The sequence below is a fragment of the Shouchella hunanensis genome, assembly GCF_028735875.1.
In the GTDB taxonomy this organism is placed as follows: domain Bacteria; phylum Bacillota; class Bacilli; order Bacillales; family Bacillaceae_D; genus Shouchella; species Shouchella hunanensis.
Genome location: NZ_CP117834.1, coordinates 13,513 through 35,891, shown reverse-complemented (window position 1 = coordinate 35,891; position 22,379 = coordinate 13,513). Strand labels below are relative to the sequence as shown.

The window sequence follows — 22,379 nt, the reverse complement described above, 5'->3', positions numbered from 1 at the left end:
GCCAGAATTCTTATAGGGGGACTTAAAAATGAAATTATTTACAAAGATGGAAGAGAAAGATTATGAACAGCTTGTTATTTGTCAAGATCAAACGTCAGGTTTAAAAGCGATTATCGCGATCCATGATACTACATTGGGACCAGCGCTTGGCGGTACAAGAATGTGGAATTATCAATCAGAGGAGGATGCCTTTGAAGATGTTCTACGTCTTTCAAGGGGCATGACTTATAAAAATGCGGCAGCTGGGTTAAACCTTGGCGGAGGTAAAGCCGTTATCATTGGCGATGCTCGTACAGATAAAAATCCGGAAATGTTTCGAGCGTTTGGTCGTTATATTCAAGGGTTAAACGGGCGCTACATTACTGCAGAAGACGTAGGCACAACGGTTGAAGATATGGATATTATTCATGATGAGACGGATTATGTTACAGGTATTTCCCCTGCTTTTGGTGCTTCAGGGAATCCTTCACCAGTAACAGCTTACGGTGTTTATGTTGGAATGAAAGCTGCGGCTAAAGCGGGTCTTGGTTCGGAAGATTTAGCAGGTAAAACAATCGCAGTCCAAGGTGTCGGTAATGTTGCCTATCACTTATGTAAATACTTACATGAAGAAGGCGCTCAACTTATTGTTACGGACATTTACAAACCGTCTGTTGAACGAGCTGTTTCTGAATTTGGGGCAAAAGCAGTAGACCCTGATGATATTTACGAGCAAGACTGTGATATTTTCGCGCCATGTGCATTAGGCGGAGTAATCAATGATGAAACGCTAAGCAAGTTAACGGCTAAAGTAATTGCAGGCGCGGCTAACAACCAATTAAAAGAAGAACGTCATGGTCAAATTTTACAAGATATGGGCATCGCCTATGCACCTGACTATGTTATTAATGCAGGTGGCGTTATTAATGTAGCGGATGAATTAAATGGGTACAACCGAGATCGAGCGTTTAAAAAAGTAGAAGGCATTTATGATAATGTTTCTCGTGTTTTTGAAATTGCTCGTACAAAGCAGATACCTACTTCACAGGCTGCGGATAAAATGGCAGAAGAACGAATTGAACGGATGCGTTATGCAAGAGGAACGTTTTTGCAAAATGAGCACCACATTCTTTCTCGTAAAAAGTAATGGAGGCGGACTATCATGGCAGAGAATTATGATCTCGTAATAGTGGGTGGCGGTACTGGTGGCTATGCTGCCGCCATCCGTGCTTCACAATCAGGATTAAAGACAGCGCTAGTAGAAGAGCAACTTCTAGGGGGAACTTGTTTACATAAGGGTTGTATTCCGAGTAAAGCATTGCTTAGAAGTGCAGAAGTGTTTCGGTTAGCAAAAGAAGCTAGCCACTATGGTGTGTCTGTTGGCGAGCCTGAGCTAGACTTCACACAAGTACAAGAGCGAAAGCAGAGTATTGTTGATCGTTTAGCTAATGGTGTAAAAGGGTTAATGAAAAAAGGGAAAATTGATGTATATAAAGGAAAAGGAACATTGTTAGGACCGTCTATTTTTTCACCAACCCCAGGAACTGTGTCTGTCGACCTAGGCGATGGAGAAAATGAAATGTTAATAGGCTCAAATGTCATTCTAGCAACAGGTTCTTCTCCAAGAGCGTTAGCGAATACGCCGTTTAATGGGGAAACTGTTATTAGCTCAGAAGAGGCGCTTCAGTTTAGCGCATTGCCTTCTTCTATCGTTATTATAGGTGGAGGCGTTATTGGAGTGGAGTGGGCATCCATGCTCGTTGACTTTGGTGTAAAAGTAACAGTTGTCGAAGCAGGAAGTCGTATTTTACCAACAGCCGATGGTGATATTTCCAAGGAAATGATGAAGCAGCTTCAAAAAAGAGGCGTCGCCATTTATACGAATGCGACAATCGATGAATCATCAATTGCTGTGGAGGAGCACGCTGTTAAGGTGAATGTACAAACAGAAGAGGGTTCAATTCAATTTCACGTTGACAAGTTAATGGTATCTATTGGGAGAACGGCGAATGTTCGAGGCATTGGCTTAGAGAACACAGAAATTGATTTAGAAAGCGGTTACATAAAAGTGAATGAATTCGGTCAAACGAAAGAATCGCATATTTATGCAATTGGTGACTGTATCGGCGGCTTGCAGCTTGCTCACGTTGCAACACACGAAGGGTTAATAGCAGTAGCTCACATGACGCGTGAAAAGGTGGAGCCTCTGAACAAAGCAATAGTCCCATCTTGTATTTATAGTTTTCCGGAGGCCGCACAAGTAGGCTTGACAGAAGAGGAAGCAAAAGCGCAAAAACATTCAGTGAAAGTAGGCACCTTTCCATTTGCCGCAGTTGGCAAAGCGCTTGTTCAAGGAGAAGAAGAGGGTTTTGTGAAAGTCATCTCAGATGAAAAAACAAATGATGTTTTAGGAGTTCATATAATTGGCTCACATGCAACGGATTTAATTAGTGAAGCGGCTCTTGCAAAATACGTTGATGCTGCTCACATTGAATTAGGTGAGATGATCCACCCGCATCCGACGATGTCTGAAGCAATAGGTGAGGCAGCCCTATTAATTGATAAACGTGCTATTCACATGTAATGGGAGGGATATTTGAATGACAAAAAACAAACATGAACAATTAGGGTTAACGGATGAACAAGCAGTTGATATGTATCGCACTATGCTACTCGCTAGACGAATTGATGAGCGCATGTGGTTGTTAAACCGAGCTGGAAAAATTCCTTTCGTCATCTCCTGTCAAGGACAAGAAGCGGCGCAAGTAGGCGCGGCCTTTGCACTTGATCGAGATAAAGACTATGTGCTCCCTTATTATCGAGATATGGGGGTTGTGCTAACCTTTGGTATGACTGCGAAAGATTTAATGCTGTCAGGCTTCGCGAAAGAAGAGGACCCAAATTCAGGTGGACGTCAAATGCCTGGTCATTTTGGACAGAAAACTAACCGAATTGTAACGGGTTCTTCCCCTGTAACGACACAAGTGCCACATGCCGTTGGCGTAGCGTTAGGCGGTCGTCTAGAAAAGAAAGATTTTGTTGCGTTTACCACATTTGGAGAAGGCTCATCTAACCAAGGAGACTTCCATGAAGGAGCGAACTTTGCAGGCGTACACAAGCTCCCTGTTATATTTATGTGTGAGAACAATAAATACGCGATTAGTGTTCCAATTGAAAAGCAGCTTGCTTGTGAAAAAGTGTCGGATCGGGCAATTGGTTATGGAATGCCAGGAGTAACTGTAGATGGAAATGATCCGCTTGCTGTTTATGAAGCTGTAAAGGAAGCAGCTGATCGTGCAAGAGCTGGGGCAGGTCCATCTTTAATTGAAACGGTCTCTTATCGTCTTACTCCCCATTCAAGTGACGATGATGATCGCGCCTATCGCTCAAGAGAAGAAGTGGCAGAAGCAAAAGAAAAAGATCCCCTTCACACGTATGCAGCTTATTTACAAACAGCTGGTTTGTTAACTGATAAGGTGCTTGACGAAATGGAAGCAGAGGTAAAGCAGCTTGTAAATGAAGCAACGGAATATGCGGAAGCAGCAACTTATGCAGATCCGAGCACCATGTATTTGCATGTTTATAGTGAGGAGGGGAACTAATGGCAGTATTATCATATATTGAAGCTGTGACGAAGGCTTTACATGAAGAAATGGAGCGGGATCAGCGCGTCTTTGTTTTAGGTGAAGACGTTGGTAAAAGAGGCGGTGTGTTTCGTGCAACAGCTGGCTTGTACGAACAATTCGGTGAGGAGAGAGTAATTGATACACCTTTAGCAGAATCGGCGATTGCAGGCGTAGGAATTGGAGCGGCTATGTATGGGATGCGTCCTGTGGCAGAGATGCAGTTTGCTGACTTTATTATGCCAGCTGTAAATCAAATTGTGTCTGAAGCAGCGAAAATTCGTTATCGCACAAATAACGACTGGACGTGTCCGATCACCATTCGAGCTCCTTACGGCGGTGGTATCCACGGAGCCCTGTATCACTCACAAAGCGTCGAAGCGATGTTTGCTAATACACCGGGGTTAAAAATTGTGATGCCCTCAACACCTTATGATGTAAAAGGCCTTCTTAAAGCCGCGATTCGTTCTGATGATCCAGTGCTTTTCTTTGAACACAAGCGAGCGTATCGATTAATTAAAGGCGAAGTGCCGGATGAGGATTACACGCTTCCTATTGGCAAGGCAGATGTAAAACGCGAAGGGGATGATGTGACGGTCATTACCTATGGTCTTGCTGTCCATTTCGCTTTACAAGCAGCGGAGCGCTTAGAAAAAGAAGGCATTCAAACTCATATTCTTGACCTAAGAACCGTTTATCCACTTGATCGAGATGGTATTATTGAAGCGGCGAAAAAAACAGGAAAAGTCTTGTTAATTACAGAAGATAACAAAGAAGGTAGCATTATTAGTGAAGTAAGTGCAATTATTGCGGAGCATTGTTTATTTGATCTTGATGCACCAATTAAGCGTCTTGCTGGACCTGATGTTCCGGCAATGCCTTATGCGCCTACATTAGAAAAAGAATTTATGATTAATCCTGATAAAGTCGAAAAAGCCATCCGCGATTTGGCGGAGTTTTAGAAGGAGGAATATGATGGCAACGAACATGACGATGCCTCAGCTAGGCGAAAGTGTAACAGAAGGAACGATAAGCAAATGGCTAGTAGCACCTGGTGATAAAGTAACTAAATACGAGCCGATAGCTGAAGTCATGACAGATAAAGTAAGCGCCGAAATTCCTTCTTCCTATACAGGTACGATACAAGCGTTACTTGTTAAAGAAGAAGATACGGTGTCCGTTGGAACGGCGATTTGTTCGATTGAAGAAGAGGGTAGCAGCCAAGAAGCGAAGCCTTCTGAAACGCCGAAACAAGTCGATGTTGAACCGAAAGTAGAGGCAAATGAAGAAAGCACTACAGACCAGCGTCAACGGTATTCACCTGCTGTTTTACGCTTATCACAAGATTATGGAATTAATTTAGCCAATGTAACCGGTTCTGGAAAAGGTGGCCGCATTACGAGAAAAGATGTAGAAGCTTACCGTGTACAAGGTGGAGTGGAAAAACCTCAGCAATCAGTAGAGGACGAAGTGTCTGTGGAACAATCTGTCACAAAATCGAATGATACCCAATCGGTTAGCCTTGCATCTGGTGAGGATGAGCGCATTCCTGTTTCAGGTGTCCGTAAAGCAATCGCAACAAATATGGTGAAAAGTAAAACAGAGGCGCCTCATGCTTGGACGATGATTGAAGTGGACGTGACGAATCTTGTCAAAGTCCGACAAGGGTTAAAGGACTCCTTTAAAGAAAAAGAAGGCTTCAGCTTAACGTACTTGCCATTCTTTATGAAAGCTTGTGTCGAAGCGCTAAAAGAATTCCCGGAAGTTAATGCTCAATGGGCGGGCGATGCGATTATCCGTAAAAAAGACATTCACCTTTCGATGGCAGTAGCTACTGAAGATGCTTTGTTTGTTCCTGTTATTAAACATGCAGACGAATTAACGGTAAAAGGATTAGCGAAGCGTACAAATGATCTTGCTAAAAAAGTCCGAACAGGTCAGTTAAAAAGCGATGATATGACAGGTGGTACATTTACTATTAACAATACGGGATCATTTGGCTCAATTATGTCACAACCGATTATTAATACCCCACAAGCAGCTATACTTTCTGTGGAGTCGATTGTAAAACGACCTGTTGTTTTGGATACGGAAGCAGGAGAGGTCATTGCCATTCGTCACATGGTGAACCTGTGCCTTTCTCTTGATCACCGTGTTCTTGATGGACTAATTTGCGGGAAGTTTTTACAAGCTATTAAAACAAAGCTTGAAGCCATTAATGAAACGACATCTGTTTATTAACCGAAGTTTTTAAACTTGTACATTCGATTCGTTTCCCCTAAAATAATAGGGAGGAGGGTGATTTCATGCAACAATTTAATTTTTTCATGAATGATGTCGTACAAGATGCAAGAAATGATATGATACAAGCTGGTTACACGCAGCTCCAAACTGTTGAAGATGTTGACCAGACGCTTACTGAAAAAGGGACAACACTTGTAATGGTTAATTCAGTATGTGGTTGTGCTGGCGGGATTGCTCGTCCGGCGGCGGCATATATGAAAAACTATGAAGCAACACCAGATCGCTTTGTGACCGTATTTGCTGGTCAAGATAAGGAAGCAACGGCCAAAGCGAGAGAGTACTTCAAAGGATATGGTCCTTCATCTCCATCATTTGCACTTTTAAAAGATGGAGAAATTAAAATGATGGTGGAACGCCACGAAATTGAAGGTCACGAACCAATACAAGTTGTACAAAAGCTTGAACAAGCATTTGATGAATACTGTAAATAAAAATGAAAAGCTTAGTTTAGGAGGATGAAGTTCCTCTTAAAGTAAGCTTTTTTTGTGTGGGTTTTCGATGGCAATCGATCTTGACATACAGTCGCACGCTAATCGGTCCTATGGTATAATAACGGAGAATAAAGGAGGTCAAAAACATGCAAGCGCAATACGATAAAATCCAACATTATTTAAATATGGAAGAAGATATTACCTTTAAAGAGTTTCAGCAGTTTTATAAAGAAGTAGTAGATGAACTAAGCACGATTCATCAAGGAATGGATGAAGAAACGCTATGGAAAGCGTTATTTGTTGTTGAAAACATTATTTCGAATGCTGATGGTCGCGCAAGTGATGCCTCCAATCAAGAAGCGAAGAAATACAAGAAAATGTCTCAACGTTTACAGCTTTATGCGAAAAACTTTGGTGTTCGTTTAGGACAAGCTGGTTATAAAGAAGAAGACATTAACGAGCGCTTTAAAGTTATGTTTGCTGAAGGTGAAAGCAACCAACAGTCAACGTAATGATATGTGGAGGGAGATCTTTTTATTGACAACTCCCTCTTATTCAAGTATATTTATACGTGTCGTTGGCGCCTATGGTGAAAGGGGATATCACACGAGATTCCGGTTCTCGCGTTGTGGGTTCGAATCCTGCTAGGCGCGTTGAAAGCAAGTATATACATAATATAAACAAGAAAAAGAGCAATCGGCCGATTGCTCTTTTTTCTGTAGACAGAACGTCTAAAGCTTATAATAATCCCACAAGAGAAAGGCCATGCTTAATTCCGCCTTCATTCACGTGCTTCGTAATGTAGCGTGCTTGTGCTTGCACCTCTTGTGGCGCATTGCCCATTGCAACCCCGTGTTCAACATAAGAAAGCATCTCAAGGTCATTTAGTTGATCGCCAAATGCATATACATGTTTTAAATCAATTCCTGCATGGGCAATAAATTTAGAAATACCGAGGGCTTTTGAGCCGTTGGCAGGCAGTACGTCTACGGAAAGGGGATGCCAGCGTACAAATTTAAACTCAGGAAACCGTTCGCGATACTGTTCCTCTTCAGTAGGTTTACAGAAGAGAAGTGCTTGGTGCAAGTTGGTTTGCTCGTAATAATTTGGATTATACGAAGGTAAATCTAATTTTAATGAATGGATACTTTCAAGAATATGTGGGTGTTCAGCATGATTCGCTGTGTACGTTTCTGCTGACATAAAGATGAGCGGATGATTAACCGAAGTAGCATAGCGCTCAAAACGGCTAAACGTTGTCGGATTTAATGTGTCTTGATAAATAATCTCACCTTTATAAACAACGTATTGCCCATTAAAACAAATATAAGAATCAATCTGTAATTCTTCTCTTAGCTCTTTGAAAAAATAAGGAGCTCGTCCAGTTGCAATTGCGACATGGTGTCCATCGGCTTGCAGCTGTTTAATCGATTCTTTTGTAGATACAGGTAATTCTTTGTTGTCATCTAAAAGAGTCCCATCAATATCAAAAAAAATCGTTGCCTTCTCCATATTTACACTCCCAATTATATAGATTTTATCTCTCTAATTTAAGACATTTACCAACAAAACATATCGTATTGAACGCAACGTGTCAATGATAGAGTTCGTTGCTTTTACAATCAATAGTTGATCTTGTATACTAAAAGAAAGTGGGGTGACACGGTTGAGTGAGCAGCAAATGGAACAAAAAACACACCGACATCATGATGACAAAACGTCGTTGACCAATCGACTTAAACGAATAGAAGGACAAGTACGCGGGATTCAAAAAATGGTGGAAGAAGATCGATATTGTGTAGATGTGCTCATCCAATTATCTGCAATTCAAGCAGCGTTGCGGAAAGTGAGTATGACAATGCTAGAAGATCATTCAAGACATTGTGTAGCAGATGCAGTGAAAAATGGAAATGGTGATGAAGCTATCTCAGAATTAATGGACGTGATTAGTCGTTTTTCAAAGTAAATCTTAAAGGAGCTGTCCAACATGGAACAGAAAGTAAAGGTAAGCGGAATGTCTTGTCAGCACTGTGTTCAAGCAATTGAATCAGCTGTTGGAGGGTTAACGGGTGTAGAAAAAGTTCAGGTGTCGTTAGAAGAGCAAGAAGTGGTTGTACAATATGATCGCGACGTTGTAACTTTATCCAAGGTAAAACAAGAAATTGAAGATCAAGGATACGAGATTGAAAAGGAATAAAACGTGCGCGAGACCGCGCACGTTTTTTTACCGTAGGGATGACTCAAATTCTTCAGCCAGGATGGAAAAAATTAGTTGATCAACAAATTTATCTCCTTTTTTTAGCGCGCCTCTTAAACGACCTTCATGCATAAAGCCTAGCTTATGTAGTGCATGGATGGAACGGTCATTTTCAGGTTCAATGCGCGCTTCAATACGATGTATGCGACGTCGCTGGAAACCGTCTTCAATAATTTCCCATAGAGCTTCCGACGCGTATCCTTTTCCCCAGTAGTGTTTACCTAATTCATAACTAATCGTAGCGCTTTGATGTTCTGGTTGAAAGCTTTCAAAACCACATGTACCAATAATGGTGTGGGTGTCTTTTAAGATAATTGCATATCGCGAGGACTGCCCAGCTTTAATTTGGCTTTTTAATAATTGAATTAATTGCTGCGCTTCCTCTTCCGTTGTTAATCGTTCAATTTTCATGTACCTTGTGACACGGATGTCAGACCAAATGGGTAAGAGCGATGCTGCGTCTTCTAGCGTTAACTCACGTAACATTAGTCGAGGGGTACTAAAACTTTCGGATTCCAACAGCGTTCACCATCTCTCTATCATAATACTCGTATTTTAGCATGAAAACGACACAATTGCACAATAATTGCGCTAGTAAAAGTACGAAAAAACGATTGACGGTTTAAAGATTATTTGCTAAGATGTATCTTGTTGGTCATACATAAAAATATGCGCTGTTAGCTCAGTGGGAGAGCACTTGCTTGACAGGCAAGGGGTCACAAGTTCAAATCTTGTACAGCGCATCGTAAAACACCGCTCATCTAAGCGGTGTTTTTTTTCGTTTGGCACCGATCCTTGATTCCCCAATGTTTTTCTCATTTTAGACTAGGGTATAGTAAAGAAAGTGCAAATAATGAAAGGATGAGTCAATAATGAATGTACTAATCATAGGAGCAAACGGACAAATTGGTCGGCATATCGTCCAAAAGTTAGAAAAGCATACAGATCATACGCCGATTGCAATGGTTCGAAAAACGGAACAAAAAGAAAATTATGAAGACTTAGGAATACATGCTGTAATCGGTAACCTTGAGGGGACCGTAGAGGAGTTAGTTTCAATAATGGACAATGTTGACACGGTTGTTTTTACAGCTGGCTCTGGAGGTCACACAGGGGCAGACAAGACGATGATGATTGACTTTGATGGAGCCATCAAGTCAATGGAAGCGGCGAAACAAGCAAATGTTAACCGTTTTATGATTGTTAGTGCAATTGGCGTACATGATCGCAATAACTGGATGTCGAAAGCCCCATACTATAGTGCGGCCAAACATTATGCAGACGAGTGGCTAAGAAGAAGTGGTCTAAACTATACAATTATCCGCCCGGGTGGCCTAACAAATGATGAGGGAACGGGTAAAGTGAAAATAAACGTGGAATTGGACCGTGGAGACATCCCACGTGAAGATGTTGCCAATGTGATAATCGCGTGCCTTGAAGATGAGCGTACGATAAATCAATCGTTTGACTTAACAAGCGGACATGAAACCATTGAAGAAGCGTTAACAAATCTTTAACAGGCCAAAAAGCGCAACGAATGAACCGTTCGTTGCGCTTTTTCTATTAAAGAGAGTGTTTGTTGTTCGGTATAGGCGCTTTTTCAGCTGTTAATTGAAATAAGCCTGCTTCTTTTGCCGATCGAATCGCTATGTAAACAAATGGACCGAGAATTAAACCAATAACATTAAAGAAAACAAAACCGAAGTACATCGATAATACAGTTGGTAAAGCATTTAAACCAATTGAATCACCTAATACTTTTGGTTCAATAATTCGACGGATAATGAGTAGAACGAGTGCAAGGACAATAAGCTGAATTCCTTGAGCCGTGTTTCCGAGAATCATTGCTACTAACCCCCAAGGTACGAGTATAAGAGCAGGTCCAACATAAAGGGGAATAATATCGACAACCCAAATTAGAATTGACATAATAAGCGCAGGTCCAGGAGCGATAAACAGTAAACTGATGTAGCAAACAATAAAAACGCCTACACTTAATATAAACTGAGCTTTCCAATAACCTAAAAACACTTTCCCCATTCGTTGAAAAACAAATCGGAGCTTTTGTGATGTTTCATCTTTAAATAAATTAAAGGTGTTATTTAATAGACGTGGTAGATCAAGACTGAATAAAAACAATGTAATTACATAAATCAACGCAACAAAGAGTAAATTAGGTATTGATTGCAACCACGAAGCAACAGTCGTGATAACAGTTGCTGTAAACCCGAGAACGGCATCGACCATTGTAGTAGACAGTCGCTCTAATTCAGCAATAATCGCTGTTCCTTGAGGAATACTTTCTAATGTATTTTGAAATCCTTCAATCATTTCATCTGCAAACTGCTGTACTTCAAATGCATATTGAGGAACTTGTAATGACCAACCATAAATCGATTCCACTAGATACCTAATTGAAACATACAGTACCAAACCTGAAATAAGTAAAAACGAAAGGAAGACAATCGTTACAGGTAGAAGTCGACGCTCACTGTTTAATTTTCGTTTTAAGAATTTGACAAATGGTTCAAAAATCATTGCCGTCAATAAAGCTAAAAGAATAGGCATAAACGCCGAGAAATTAAAGTAAACGAAAAGCACCGCTGCGACAATCAGAATAACCATGAAGAGCTTCTTTAAAACGGTGCGGTTAAGCATAATTTAAGACAACCTCCTTTAATACAACACAACACGTGATTTTAATGTAGCCAAGCATAAACATTTGTAAAGGGGCTATCTGTAGTCATCAAATTAAATGTGTTGAAAAACAATTTCTTATTACTATTATAGCTGAAAGTGTTCAATCTCAAAACGAAAACTTCTTGATTTTAAACATTTTTTCTTGTTCTTTCAATCGTGTGTAGTCGGGTTAAAAAAGGAACAAGTTAGGTACTGCTTGTGAATGCGTAAACACACGTTTTCACACCTATATGACCAGAATGTATTTTTAGTAAGAAAAACGAATGATCTTAAATCGAAGAAGTCGACAAATACAGTCGCTTCGCAACAAAAAAAAGAAGCCACATCAGTGACTTCTCCACTTCAATTAGTTCTTTTTCTTACGAGATACAATAAAACCAATTAAACCGCCAATAAACAGAATGGCTAGGATAATGGAAATCCATAGAACGGCAGAACCAGATTCTGCTGTTTCTGTTTCAGACTGATCTTGCTCGACATCTGTTTCTTGCTCTGTTGCTTCATCTGTAGATTCTTCTTCAGTTATGTCTTCTTCTACAGCTGACTCCTCTTCACCTTCTTCTTCAACATTAACAACAAAAGTGAACTCACCATCGATGTGGTGGGTATCGTCACCAATATTTTCCCAATAAACAACGTACTCCCCATTTTGAAGTGGTTCGCTAAAAGAGGCAATAATCGCATTTGACTCCACGTCAACGGAATCAGGTTCTACTTCTTCACCTGATGTATTGTTTGTAACCGTCATATTTCCACTAGCAATACCTGAATCAAACGTGACGGTTATTTCGTCTAAAGGCGCCGTTACTTCTTCATTTTCTTCAGGTGAAGATGACTCTTGATGTGAATGAGCTTGAGCCAAATTAGGTAGTGCTAACATAAGTGTAAGTAAAAGTAAAAAACTTGTAAAACTACGTTTCATTTGTAACCCTCCAATTCATGTTCTCTTGTATTGTAACAATAAATTGTGTGTTTTTGATGAAGTCTTTATCTGTCTACAAAATTGTCACGATTATTAGTATAGACAGCTTCTGTTAAACAAAATCATGGGCAATCAAATAATTGCTTAGATCCTGTTGCATACTAACGAAAAAAGTGGAGGAATAAACGAGGATGCTTATTCGTAAAGTAGATGTTTTTATTGTTATGATCGCTTTAATAGGGTTGCTAACGATGCGTGTTATTCCGCTTCAGTCAAAGCCTGTTGCCTATGTTAACAATCGACCGACATTTTACACAATTAACCAAAAATCCAAAATGGGTCGTTTATTTCGCATTCTTTTACAATAGCCTAAACATTTTCTCCATGCTAGAATACGGGTAGATCGATTGTAAGAGGAGTTGGACCATGAGCACGATTTGGGATTCAATTGTTAGCTTTTTTGTGGAATTTCCATGGATTAGGTTACTGATTGCTATTGGGATTTTTAGTTTGTTTCTTGTATTTCGAAAGATTTTTATTACGTATCTCTTTAAAGTAATTTTAGGGCTCTCACGTAAAACGCATGCAACACTTCTTACTCAACTGTTGCTTTCTTATGAGAAACCACTTCGTTTTCTCTTTGTCATTATTGGTGCTCGAGTAGCACTTGTTTATTACGGCGTCAATTTTTCCGATATTGAAGCCCTACAAAATTTGTTTAATGCAAGTTTAATCATTCTTGGTGGCTGGGGATTATACAACTACGTTTCTACTCACGGTACGTTTATGGCTTATACAAAGAATAAGCTTCAATTAAGCGACGACCATATGCTGCTGCCGTTTATTTCAAATATTCTTCGTTTTGTCGTCATCGCTCTTACGTTTGTAACCGTACTTTCTAGCTTTGACGTTGATGTCAATGGTTTTGTTGCTGGTCTTGGTTTAGGTGGATTAGCGTTTGCATTAGCGGCTCAGGAAACGGTTGCTAATTTTTTTGGAGGGATCGTCATTATTACGGAAAAGCCGTTTAAAAAAGGCGACTGGATATCATCTGCTTCAGTAGAAGGTACGGTAGAAGATATTACATTTAGAAGTACAAAAATCCGAACGTTTGCAGATGCTGTTGTGGTTGTACCAAATAAAACGTTATCAAATGAAGCGATAACGAACTGGTCCGAGATGAATATGCGAAGAGTCAATTATTCAATTGGTGTTGGTCAAGAAACCACTCGATCGGATTTAGAGCATTCTGTCCAAGAAATTCGAAAGCTTGTCATTAGTCATCCAGGTGTTGTAACAGATACAGTGATGATCTATTTTGACGAATTTGGTGAATCGAGCTACAACATTTTTATTTACTATTTCACAAAAACCGTGGCTTGGTCAGAATGGCATGAAGTTAAAGAAGAGATTAATTATGAAATTCTGGATATTTTATCGAAAGAAGGTGTGTCTGTACTAAAACCTATTGTTGTATTTGACGCCCACGAACATGAACAGCATCAGTTAGAAAAAGCAGAAAGTTAACGAACCTTGCATAGCTGTGCAAGGTTTTTGCTTGCTTACTTCCTAAATCATCGTTCCTTCGTTATAATAATGAAAGCGTTAACGATTGAAGGGGGTATGTGTATGGTAGTTGGGTTAGAGACGAAATACGTTCGTCTAAAAGATGTAATGCCTGGATCTTTGTTAGGCAAAGAGATTTTTTCCCTGGATGGACAAATCCTTTTAAGAAAAGGGGTTTCTTTAACGGCCATTCATTTAAAACGGTTAAAGCAATTTGGTATTGATACGTTGCCGTTGTTAGTCCCACTATCACAACATAATGCTGATGAGACAGTCTGCTGCGCGCATACTCGCCTATATATGTCCAATCAACAGCTACTTGTTGAAGAAAAATCACTTATCTGGAACAATAAGCTGAAAGAGATTTTCACACTAGTGTTACAACAAACTGAAGTGCAAGAATCATTAACAATGCTTAATAGGATGGACGAAGGCTTGTATCAGCATTCTTTAACGGTTGCTTTTCTCTCTACAGCGATAGGGATGGAAAATGAGTTTAATGAGCAGCAATTAAAGCGGGTAGTGCGAGCAGCCTTGCTTCACGATATTGGTAAAGTCGTTTCGGAGAAATTTAATGAAGAAAATCAAGTATTAGGGGATGATCATACTTGGCGAGGGTACAACTATTTGCAAACGCAAAGAAACCTAGACCCTTTAGCTTCTATTGTTGCTCTTAGTCATCATGAATCTCTTGATGGAAGCGGCTATCCAAGGGGGATAAAAGCGAACTTCCTTCATGAAATAACACAAACGATCACTGTTGCAAATGTGTTTGATCGATTAACAAATCAGCGAAAAAAGAAACCATTAATGAGTTTTGCAAAAGCATTAGAATTTATGCTAGCATTTGCCCCTAAGCGATACAGTTCGTTTAGTTTAAGTGCATTTATGATGTGTGTGACGTTTTTTCCAACTGGAAGTCAGGTGCGTTTGTCGAACGGAAACTATGGTGTCGTCGTTTCTCAAAATAAGGGGTTGCCTCACCGTCCAATTGTGACGATGATTCCGCAAGAAGACAGCGCTGGCCGAAGCAATCAAACTGTTAAAAAAGTTGATTTAGCAAAAGATTATACGTTGTTTATACATTAGTTTATTTTTTTGTAAGAAGAAAGGTTGACCTTTGTGACACTATTTTTTCAAGTCGTTTTACCTGTTTTTTGCATTTTTGGAGCAGGATTTCTACTCCAGCGAGCGTTTATGCTTGATATACGTTCCATATCAAGTGTTGCTATTTACATATTAACACCATGCCTCGTCTTCCGTACATTTTATACATCTCCTCTTAATATGGACTATTTTTATATGGTTTTATTTTCGATTATGTTAATGTTTATATTAATTATTCTTGCAAAAATATATGCAAAAACGAGATCATTATCGATCGAAGACGAGAGCGGAATGATCTTATCGACAGCCTTTATGAATGTTGGAAACTATGGAACACCTATTATTTTATTTGCATACGGTGAGACTGCTTTTGAACTTGCCATTTCCTTTATGGTTTTGCAATCCATCATAATGAATAGTTTCGGTGTCTACTATGCAGCGAGAGGGAAAGCGACCATTGCGGTTGCACTTAAAGCGATTCTAAAAATGCCTGCGACGTATGCGACGGTTATCGCTCTTAGTTTAAATGTTTTTTCAATTCCTTTTCCTGCCCAACTGTTTGCATCCATTGATTTAGTCGCTGAAGCAGCGATTCCAGTTGTGATGCTTATTCTTGGGATGCAGCTTGCCATGATTGAGTGGAAGCAATTTGATTGGGAAAAAATTGGTGTTGGTGTGTTTCTCCGCATGATGATTTCGCCAGTAGTAGCGTATGGAATTACGTTATTTTTACCAATAGATGAGATGCTTCGAAATGTATTTATTGTCTCATCAGCAATGCCAAGTGCAGCGACGATTGTTATGTACGCGGTTCGATTTGATGCAAGACCTAAGTTAGTGTCAACGATTACGCTCATTACAACCTTATTTAGTTTGTTCTCCATTACATTTATTCTATGGATCTTAAGCTAGTCCATTGCATTTTTTCGAAACACACTTTATCATAATGAACAGTGATATAAGGAGGCTATACAGATGAACATGATGGATGCAAACGAAATTATTCAATTTATTTCAAAAGCAGAGAAGAAAACACCTGTAAAAATACATATTAAGGGACAGCTTGAGAAGCTATCATTTGCTGAAGAAGTACAAACGTTCTTTAATGGCACGACTGGGGTTATTTTTGGAGATTGGGCTGTTATTGAGCCAGTTTTAAAAGAGAACGAGGCTAGTATTGAAGATTATGTTGTTGAAAATGATCGACGCTATTCAGCCATCCCGCTACTTGACTTAAAAGGAATAGAAGCACGTATTGAACCAGGTGCAATTATTCGCGACCAAGTAGAAATTGGTAAAGGTGCTGTCATTATGATGGGCGCCAGTATTAATATTGGTTCCGTTATTGGGGAAGGAACAATGATTGATATGAACGCTGTACTTGGCGGACGTGCAACAGTAGGAAAGAACTGTCATATCGGTGCAGGCTCTGTCTTAGCTGGTGTCATTGAACCACCATCTGCTTCACCGGTTGTTGTGGAAGATGGTGTAGTGGTTGGTGCGAATGCAGTCATTCTTGAAGGGGTACGTGTTGGAGAGGGTGCTGTTGTTGCAGCAGGAGCGATTGTTACAGAAGATGTTCCAGCTAACACAGTAGTTGCTGGTACACCAGCAAAAGTGATTAAGCAAATCGACGAAAAAACAAAAGGAAAAACAGAAATTAAGCAAGAGCTTCGTCGTTTAAATGAAGATTAATTTGATAATCCAGCTTTGCCTTTAAGGCAAAGCTGTTTTCATAAAAAGGAGTCTTTATCATGGATTGGCTAAAAAGAGATGAACAAGCATTAATGAGCACGTATCGCCGACTTCCTCTTGTTATTAGTGAGGGGAAAGGAAGCTTTTTAATTGATGAAGAAGGCCGTCAGTACTTGGATTTTATAACAGGTTTAGCGGTCAATGTAGTAGGTCATTCACATCCTGCTATTTTAAAAACACTTCAAACCCAAGGAAGTAAGTTTCTACATATCTCAAATTTATACGTAAATAAACCTGCTGTCGAGCTCGCTGAAAAATTGTCGGAGCGGACAATCGGTGGAAAGGTGTTTTTTGCGAATTCTGGCGCAGAGGCGACCGAGGCGGTTATCAAACTTATTCATAAATGGAGCAAGCAGCATGATTTCTCTAGAAAGGGCGTTGTTGTTTTAAAACGGAGCTTTCATGGACGGACCCTCGGTGCTATGAAGTTAACGAGGCAAGAAGGTGTCTATCAAGATTTTCCGTTACATGACCTACCTGTGTATGAAGTAGAGCCTGAAGATGCAAAAGGGTTGGAAGACATTCTTATTCAAAAGAAGCCAGCTGCTGTCGTAATGGAGCCAGTGTTAGGATCAGGTGGCGTTGTTCCATTGTCGCATGAGTATGTGCAAACTGTATCACAATTGTGCGCAACCCATCATGTTCTTTTTTGTATGGATGAAATTCAAACAGGAATGGGACGAACTGGAACGCTATTTGCTTATATGCAGGCTAATGTTCAGCCGGACGTAATTTTATTTGCAAAAGGGATTGGTGGAGGTCTTCCATTAGGCGGAATGATCGTAAGCCCGCGCCTGACTCACTTATTTGCGCCAGGGGATCACGGAACAACCTTTGCGCCGTCTCCTTTAAGCTGTGCGTTAGGATTAACCGTTTTAGACTTGCTTGAGGAGGGACTGCTTCATACTAGTCGTATGAGAGCGGAGCAGTTACAAAAAGGGTTATCAGACGTACAAGCACAATTCCCACATATTTTGGACCGTTTCCGAGGACGGGGAATGATGATGGGTCTACCAACTAAAGGAACACCGAAGCAAGCAGCGTTTATTCAACGACGTATGATCGAAAAAGGTGTGCTTGTTGACCTAACACAGGGAACGATTATACGCTTATTACCACCTCTGGTCGTAACAAGTGAAGAAGTTGATTTGTTTATTGCACATTTTACGAGCGTGTTGCAAGAGGTGGAGCAGGAGCTGAACGTATGAATGATGAAGCACTTATCCAACTAAGACGTAAATTCCATCAAATTCCCGAGCTTGGGTTTGAAGAATACAAAACGCAAGCTTTAATTTTAGACACAGTCGGTGCGTTAAACCAAGAACGGTTAACTGTAACGACGTGGCGAACTGGCGTTATTGTAAAGGTTGACGGGAAATCCCCTTACACCATCGCTTATCGAGCAGATATGGATGGTTTACCAGTTCAAGAAGAAACGAACCTTTCCTATCGTTCACTACATGAAGGCGCCATGCATGCTTGTGGTCATGATCTTCACATGACAATTGCTCTAGGGATGCTCAATTATTTTAGTGAAAATGAACCGCCAACTTCACTGTTGTTTGTTTTTCAACCAGCTGAGGAAGGCCCGGGTGGAGCAAAACCAATGCTTGAATCCGGAGTATTAGATAAGTGGAAGCCGGAAGAAATGTACGCTCTTCATATTGATCCTAATTTGCCTGTTGGAACGATTTCAACGAAGCCGGGTTTGCTATTTGCCAATACATCTGAGCTCTTTATTGACTTTAAAGGAACAGGCGGTCATGCCGCTTATCCTCATACAGCAAATGACATGGTTGTAGCGGCTGCTCATTTTGTGACGCAATTGCAATCAATCGTTTCGAGAAATGTTGATCCACTTGATTCTGCTGTTGTTACGATTGGCGTAATAAAAGGTGGAACCAAGCAAAATGTTATTGCTAGTGGGGCGCGAGTGGAAGGAACCATTCGAACATTATCAATGGATGCTATGAAGAAAGTAAAACAACGGATTGAAGCGCTCACTCATGGTATCGAAGTTGGCTTTTCTTGCGAAGCGACCATTGACTATGGCTCGAATTATTGTGAAGTGAACAATGATACAGTTCTTACACAAGCTTTTATCGCTTTTAGTGAAGCCCAGTCCGCCGTTCAGTTTGTACATGCGAAAGAAGCAATGACTGGAGAGGATTTTGGTTATTTTCTTAAAGCCTATCCAGGACTCATGTTTTGGTTAGGGGTCGACAGCTCGTTTGGTCTTCATGATGCAAGGTTGAACCCCCAAGAAGAAGCGATCACATTAGCCGTTGAACATATGTGTTCGTTTTTAAACCAAAAACAAGGATGAATAGTTTCCTTACGATCGTTGCAAACTAGGTTTCGTAACGATTGATAAAAGGAGGTATTCATATGGCTAAAATCGCGATTCAAACAGGATTAACGGATATTGAAAACGAGCTTCAGTCACGAGGACATGACGTTGTTCATATGCAACAGACTACGGAGACAAACGATTGCGACTGTTGTATTGTTTCAGGTCGAGACGCAGATGTGGCAGGGATGAGCCCTCAAGGGCAAACAAGTATTGTGTCAGCAGATGGTCTAACTGCTCAAGAAGTAGGCGAGCGGGTAGAACAAGTGTTATCGAATCAAAACAAATAGAAAAAAGAGTCTACCGAATGGATTTCGGCAGACTCTTTTTTAAGCGTCTTCTTCCGTTTCAAAATAAGCACGGATGACTTTACGTAATTCACGTTCAACAGCCCATTGTTGCATATTTTCTGTTTTAGCAATGACGCGTATAACAGTAGCAGAAAGATCATTTGTTTCAACGCCAATTACTTCAGGCTTTGTTACTAAAGCAGGGTGGTCAAAAGACTGGATTGCTGCTTGTACTTTTTTAATAGAAGTATCGGTTTGCTCTCCTGATGGAATTGTTAAGTCAACGAGGGCACGCATATTCCCGCGTGAATGGTTGTCTACATTAGTAATGTTGCGATTTGGCAAATAATGAAGCGTCCCGTCAAAACCTCGAATCATTGTCGTGCGAAACCCGAGCTCTTCTACAATTCCATCAACACCACCTGCCGTAACATAGTCCCCAACTTCTAGCTGTCTTTCTAATAGCAAGAAGAAACCAGTTACAACGTCGCTCACTAACCCTTGAGCACCGAAGCCAATTGCTAAACCAACAACACCGGCTGCAGCAAGAACTGGCCCTAAGTTAAACCCGAGGGTATCAAGTATATTGAAGGCGATAATGAAGAATAGCACGTATGAAAATACATTTAAAAGCAACTTCTCAAGTGTTTGTAACCGTGCTTTTGACACTTGCTTCGATTGTTTTTTATTAAATACTTTTTTAATGATGTTTTTACCAACTGATCGAACAATAAAATAAATAATAATGGCAAAAAGAACTTGCCATAATGTTTGCGTGATTGGGTGATAAAGCCAATCGTTAAGATTTTCAAACATATGTTCATCCCTTTCCTTTTTTGTTGCAAAAAGAGCGTATCATATTTGGACAAATTTCTCAAAAAGTGATTGGAAAATAGCAATGTTACTGGATTTAAAAAAAGCTTATCCCATTAAAGCTAAAGAAACAACTTTAATAGGACAGCTTGTCATTACACTTCCATAATAATCGGTAGGATCATTGGCTTTCTTTTTGTTCTTTCGTATAGAAATGGTCCTAGTAAGTCTGAAATTTCATTTTTGATTTCTGACCACTGGTTTGTTTTTCGTTCCATTACTTGATGCAAGTGAGCAGTAAGTAATTTTTGCGCTTCATGAATCAAGTCCCCAGACTCTCGCATATAAACGAAGCCTCTAGATATTAAGTCAGGACCCGCAGTCACTTTATATTCCTTCATATCCAAACTAACGACTACAATAACGAGACCTTCTTCTGATAAAATACGGCGGTCACGTAAAACAATATTTCCAATATCGCCGATACCATTCCCATCAACATAAACAGAACCAGAAGGGATTTTACCAACAACGCCAGCTTCATTTGGGTGAAGCGCTAAAACATCGCCATTGTCCATAATAAAGCAATTATCAGCTGAAACACCACATGCTTGCGCCAGCTTATTATGGGTTTTTAACATCCGGTATTCACCGTGAATAGGTAAGAAATATTGTGGCTTCATTAAGCGAAGCATTAACTTTTGTTCTTCTTGTCCGCCGTGACCAGACGTATGAATATCATTAAGTGGTCCATGAATAACATTTGCACCAGCGCGATAAAGTTGATTAATAATTTTACCGACAGAAAGTGTATTTCCAGGGATCGGAGAGCTTGAAAAGACAACCGTGTCACCAGGGATAATCTGAATTTGACGATGAGTACCGAATGCTATACGAGATAAAGCAGCCATTGGTTCTCCTTGGCTACCCGTACATAAAATGGTGACTTGATTATCAGGAAGCTTATTTAATTGAGAGTGCTCAATAAATGTTCCTTTTGGCGCAACGATATGTCCTAGCTCTTGTCCAATCGCTATAGCCGAATCCATGGAACGACCAAACACGCAGACTTTACGGTTATTGGCAACTGCTGCTTCAATAACTTGCTGTAAGCGATGAATATTGGAAGCAAAAGTGGCAAAAATGACTCGACCGTCGACTTTACGGAAAATATTGTTGATGCTGTCACCAACTTTTCGTTCAGACATGGTGAAGTCTGGAATTTCACTGTTCGTGCTATCAGACAATAGGCATAGGACGCCTTCTTCGCCAATTTTAGCCATCTTTGTTAAGTTGGCTGGTTCTCCTACAGGTGTAAAGTCAAACTTAAAGTCACCAGTATGAACAACATTCCCAGGAGGAGTTTTCACCACTATTCCATAGGATTCAGGAATACTATGGGTTGTCCGGAAGAACGAGACAGCGGTTTTTGTGAATTTCACAACTTGATCTTCCGTTATCGGATGAAGCTTTGCATTGCGAAGTAAACCATGCTCTTCAAGCTTTCCTTTTAACAATCCAAGTGCAAGCTTCCCACCATACACGTCAATATTTAACTCCCTTAATAAATAAGGGATACCACCAATATGATCTTCGTGACCGTGAGTAATAAATAAGCCTTTAATCTTATCTTTGTTTTTTACCAGGTACGTGTAGTCTGGAATTACATAATCGATGCCAAGTAAATCATCTTCTGGAAACATAATTCCTGCATCAATAAGGATGATTTCATCTTGGAACTGAACACCGTATGTATTTTTTCCAATCTCACCCATACCTCCAAGAGCGAAAACTGCGGTTTGATTGTTCTTTACTTGTTTCATTTATGCATTCACAACCTTATAACCGTCACGTTGCTGTTCATATTCTAGAAACGAACCCGTGAGCGGTGTAATATATTCGATATTGTAAGGGTGTTCGATTAACTTAGCACGAACATCACTAACGCTTTCAGCCTCAATATATAAGGAATTTGTGCGCTCTCTTACAGGCGCCTGTGTATGATTTTCTTGGAAAAACACTTTAAAGATCATGAATGAACCTCTCCTTTAATACCATTGTTTATCTATTATATCGGAAATCACGCTTTTTAGAAATGCCAAAAAGCCAACCCGTATAAATAATACCGGATGGCTTCAAGTCTTTCCACAATTAAGTTGAATTACACATCAAGAAATAAAGACTTTGGCAAAAGATCTTTGCACCGTTTCAAGAGTTTTTCACGCCACTTCTTTAACAAAAGAAAAACCCCCTCTCTCATTGTTTTGTTCATAGTGTGTATC

The 22,379-nt window shown here is 40.2% G+C and carries 25 protein-coding genes and 2 tRNA genes; 20 read left to right on the top strand and 7 right to left on the bottom strand.

The genetic code is table 11. The annotated features are described in order from the left end of the window. Positions 1 to 28: 28 nt before the first annotated feature. From PQ477_RS00200 to PQ477_RS00165, 8 genes are all read left to right on the top strand, one after another. Positions 29 to 1,126: a Glu/Leu/Phe/Val family dehydrogenase gene (locus PQ477_RS00200; RefSeq protein WP_144559245.1), complete on the top strand. Its 1,098-nt coding sequence runs from the start codon at positions 29 to 31 to the stop codon at positions 1,124 to 1,126. A 15-nt stretch (positions 1,127 to 1,141) separates the two neighbouring features. Next, positions 1,142 to 2,563 carry a dihydrolipoyl dehydrogenase gene (lpdA, locus tag PQ477_RS00195; RefSeq protein ID WP_274272796.1) on the top strand — a complete coding sequence of 474 codons (1,422 nt, stop codon included), beginning with the start codon at positions 1,142 to 1,144 and terminating at the stop codon, positions 2,561 to 2,563. 16 nt (positions 2,564 to 2,579) lie between these two features. Then, positions 2,580 to 3,581 (top strand): thiamine pyrophosphate-dependent dehydrogenase E1 component subunit alpha, encoded by a 1,002-nt coding sequence (locus tag PQ477_RS00190; protein ID WP_144559243.1) that lies wholly within the window; start codon positions 2,580 to 2,582, stop codon positions 3,579 to 3,581. Continuing rightward, entirely contained in the window at positions 3,581 to 4,564 is a 984-nt protein-coding gene (locus PQ477_RS00185; protein WP_144559242.1) for an alpha-ketoacid dehydrogenase subunit beta, read from the top strand. The genes PQ477_RS00190 and PQ477_RS00185 overlap by 1 nt, the downstream gene beginning before the upstream one ends. A gap of 10 nt (positions 4,565 to 4,574) precedes the next feature. Next, the gene (locus PQ477_RS00180; RefSeq protein ID WP_432813884.1) at positions 4,575 to 5,843 is read left to right on the top strand and encodes a dihydrolipoamide acetyltransferase family protein; all 1,269 of its coding nucleotides are present in this window, start codon (positions 4,575 to 4,577) and stop codon (positions 5,841 to 5,843) included. A 65-nt stretch (positions 5,844 to 5,908) separates the two neighbouring features. Then, entirely contained in the window at positions 5,909 to 6,337 is a 429-nt protein-coding gene (locus PQ477_RS00175; protein ID WP_038481210.1) for a BrxA/BrxB family bacilliredoxin, read from the top strand. A 146-nt stretch (positions 6,338 to 6,483) separates the two neighbouring features. Next, on the top strand, positions 6,484 to 6,849 hold the full coding sequence (locus tag PQ477_RS00170; protein ID WP_035395808.1) for a hypothetical protein: 366 nt from the start codon (positions 6,484 to 6,486) through the stop codon (positions 6,847 to 6,849). A 68-nt stretch (positions 6,850 to 6,917) separates the two neighbouring features. Then, positions 6,918 to 6,990, top strand: a tRNA-Arg gene (locus PQ477_RS00165). 85 nt (positions 6,991 to 7,075) lie between these two features. Here PQ477_RS00165 and PQ477_RS00160 read toward each other — a convergent pair. Next, on the bottom strand, positions 7,076 to 7,849 hold the full coding sequence (locus PQ477_RS00160; RefSeq protein ID WP_035395814.1) for a Cof-type HAD-IIB family hydrolase: 774 nt from the start codon (positions 7,847 to 7,849) through the stop codon (positions 7,076 to 7,078). A gap of 169 nt (positions 7,850 to 8,018) precedes the next feature. Between PQ477_RS00160 and PQ477_RS00155 the strand changes: the two genes are divergently transcribed. Both PQ477_RS00155 and copZ read left to right on the top strand, forming a co-directional pair. Beyond that, complete coding sequence (locus tag PQ477_RS00155; RefSeq protein ID WP_035395847.1) at positions 8,019 to 8,303, top strand: metal-sensing transcriptional repressor; 285 nt, start codon at positions 8,019 to 8,021, stop codon at positions 8,301 to 8,303. A 21-nt stretch (positions 8,304 to 8,324) separates the two neighbouring features. Continuing rightward, positions 8,325 to 8,534 (top strand): copper chaperone CopZ, encoded by a 210-nt coding sequence (gene copZ / locus PQ477_RS00150; RefSeq protein WP_035395817.1) that lies wholly within the window; start codon positions 8,325 to 8,327, stop codon positions 8,532 to 8,534. A gap of 27 nt (positions 8,535 to 8,561) precedes the next feature. Here copZ and PQ477_RS00145 read toward each other — a convergent pair whose 3' ends face one another. Next, positions 8,562 to 9,113: a GNAT family N-acetyltransferase gene (locus PQ477_RS00145; RefSeq protein WP_144559238.1), complete on the bottom strand. Its 552-nt coding sequence runs from the start codon at positions 9,111 to 9,113 to the stop codon at positions 8,562 to 8,564. A gap of 152 nt (positions 9,114 to 9,265) precedes the next feature. Here PQ477_RS00145 and PQ477_RS00140 point away from each other — a divergent pair. Together PQ477_RS00140 and PQ477_RS00135 are read left to right on the top strand one after the other, a co-directional pair. Next, a tRNA-Val gene (locus tag PQ477_RS00140) sits at positions 9,266 to 9,337 on the top strand. Positions 9,338 to 9,466: 129 nt separating this feature from the next. Next, positions 9,467 to 10,111, top strand: coding sequence for an SDR family oxidoreductase (locus PQ477_RS00135; RefSeq protein WP_035395819.1), 645 nt, complete (start codon positions 9,467 to 9,469; stop codon positions 10,109 to 10,111). A gap of 46 nt (positions 10,112 to 10,157) precedes the next feature. Here the strand turns inward: PQ477_RS00135 and ytvI are convergent, their stop codons facing one another. Next, positions 10,158 to 11,252: a sporulation integral membrane protein YtvI gene (gene ytvI, locus PQ477_RS00130; RefSeq protein WP_144559237.1), complete on the bottom strand. Its 1,095-nt coding sequence runs from the start codon at positions 11,250 to 11,252 to the stop codon at positions 10,158 to 10,160. A gap of 388 nt (positions 11,253 to 11,640) precedes the next feature. Continuing rightward, positions 11,641 to 12,216 (bottom strand): copper resistance CopC family protein, encoded by a 576-nt coding sequence (locus PQ477_RS00125; RefSeq protein WP_274272794.1) that lies wholly within the window; start codon positions 12,214 to 12,216, stop codon positions 11,641 to 11,643. A 191-nt stretch (positions 12,217 to 12,407) separates the two neighbouring features. Here PQ477_RS00125 and PQ477_RS00120 point away from each other — a divergent pair, with 191 nt between their 5' ends. The 8 genes from PQ477_RS00120 to PQ477_RS00085 all read left to right on the top strand — a co-directional run bounded on the left by PQ477_RS00120 (position 12,408) and on the right by PQ477_RS00085 (position 19,284). After that, positions 12,408 to 12,584, top strand: a complete 177-nt coding sequence (locus PQ477_RS00120) for a hypothetical protein (protein WP_158332003.1) — start codon at positions 12,408 to 12,410, stop codon at positions 12,582 to 12,584. Positions 12,585 to 12,642: 58 nt separating this feature from the next. Next, positions 12,643 to 13,743 carry a mechanosensitive ion channel family protein gene (locus tag PQ477_RS00115; RefSeq protein ID WP_274272793.1) on the top strand — a complete coding sequence of 367 codons (1,101 nt, stop codon included), beginning with the start codon at positions 12,643 to 12,645 and terminating at the stop codon, positions 13,741 to 13,743. A gap of 102 nt (positions 13,744 to 13,845) precedes the next feature. After that, positions 13,846 to 14,871: an HD-GYP domain-containing protein gene (locus PQ477_RS00110; protein ID WP_274272792.1), complete on the top strand. Its 1,026-nt coding sequence runs from the start codon at positions 13,846 to 13,848 to the stop codon at positions 14,869 to 14,871. Positions 14,872 to 14,904: 33 nt separating this feature from the next. Continuing rightward, positions 14,905 to 15,801, top strand: a complete 897-nt coding sequence (locus PQ477_RS00105; RefSeq protein WP_274272791.1) for an AEC family transporter — start codon at positions 14,905 to 14,907, stop codon at positions 15,799 to 15,801. Between the two features lie 63 nt (positions 15,802 to 15,864). After that, positions 15,865 to 16,584 carry a 2,3,4,5-tetrahydropyridine-2,6-dicarboxylate N-acetyltransferase gene (gene dapD / locus PQ477_RS00100; protein ID WP_060703927.1) on the top strand — a complete coding sequence of 240 codons (720 nt, stop codon included), beginning with the start codon at positions 15,865 to 15,867 and terminating at the stop codon, positions 16,582 to 16,584. A gap of 59 nt (positions 16,585 to 16,643) precedes the next feature. Beyond that, complete coding sequence (locus PQ477_RS00095) at positions 16,644 to 17,852, top strand: aspartate aminotransferase family protein (protein ID WP_035395829.1); 1,209 nt, start codon at positions 16,644 to 16,646, stop codon at positions 17,850 to 17,852. Beyond that, the gene (locus PQ477_RS00090; protein WP_035395830.1) at positions 17,849 to 18,970 is read left to right on the top strand and encodes an N-acetyldiaminopimelate deacetylase; all 1,122 of its coding nucleotides are present in this window, start codon (positions 17,849 to 17,851) and stop codon (positions 18,968 to 18,970) included. Before PQ477_RS00095 ends, PQ477_RS00090 begins: the two co-directional genes overlap by 4 nt. Positions 18,971 to 19,032: 62 nt before the next feature. Continuing rightward, positions 19,033 to 19,284 (top strand): YkuS family protein, encoded by a 252-nt coding sequence (locus PQ477_RS00085; RefSeq protein ID WP_144559234.1) that lies wholly within the window; start codon positions 19,033 to 19,035, stop codon positions 19,282 to 19,284. A 39-nt stretch (positions 19,285 to 19,323) separates the two neighbouring features. Here PQ477_RS00085 and PQ477_RS00080 read toward each other — a convergent pair whose 3' ends face one another. The 3 genes from PQ477_RS00080 to PQ477_RS00070 all read right to left on the bottom strand — a co-directional run bounded on the left by PQ477_RS00080 (position 19,324) and on the right by PQ477_RS00070 (position 22,130). Further along, positions 19,324 to 20,100: a mechanosensitive ion channel family protein gene (locus PQ477_RS00080; RefSeq protein WP_144559233.1), complete on the bottom strand. Its 777-nt coding sequence runs from the start codon at positions 20,098 to 20,100 to the stop codon at positions 19,324 to 19,326. Between the two features lie 152 nt (positions 20,101 to 20,252). Further along, entirely contained in the window at positions 20,253 to 21,920 is a 1,668-nt protein-coding gene (gene rnjA, locus PQ477_RS00075) for a ribonuclease J1 (protein WP_144559232.1), read from the bottom strand. Continuing rightward, a complete protein-coding gene (locus PQ477_RS00070) occupies positions 21,921 to 22,130 on the bottom strand; it encodes a DNA-dependent RNA polymerase subunit epsilon (protein ID WP_035395832.1) in 210 nt (69 codons plus the stop codon). It abuts the gene before it with no gap. Between the last annotated feature and the right edge of the window lie 249 nt (positions 22,131 to 22,379).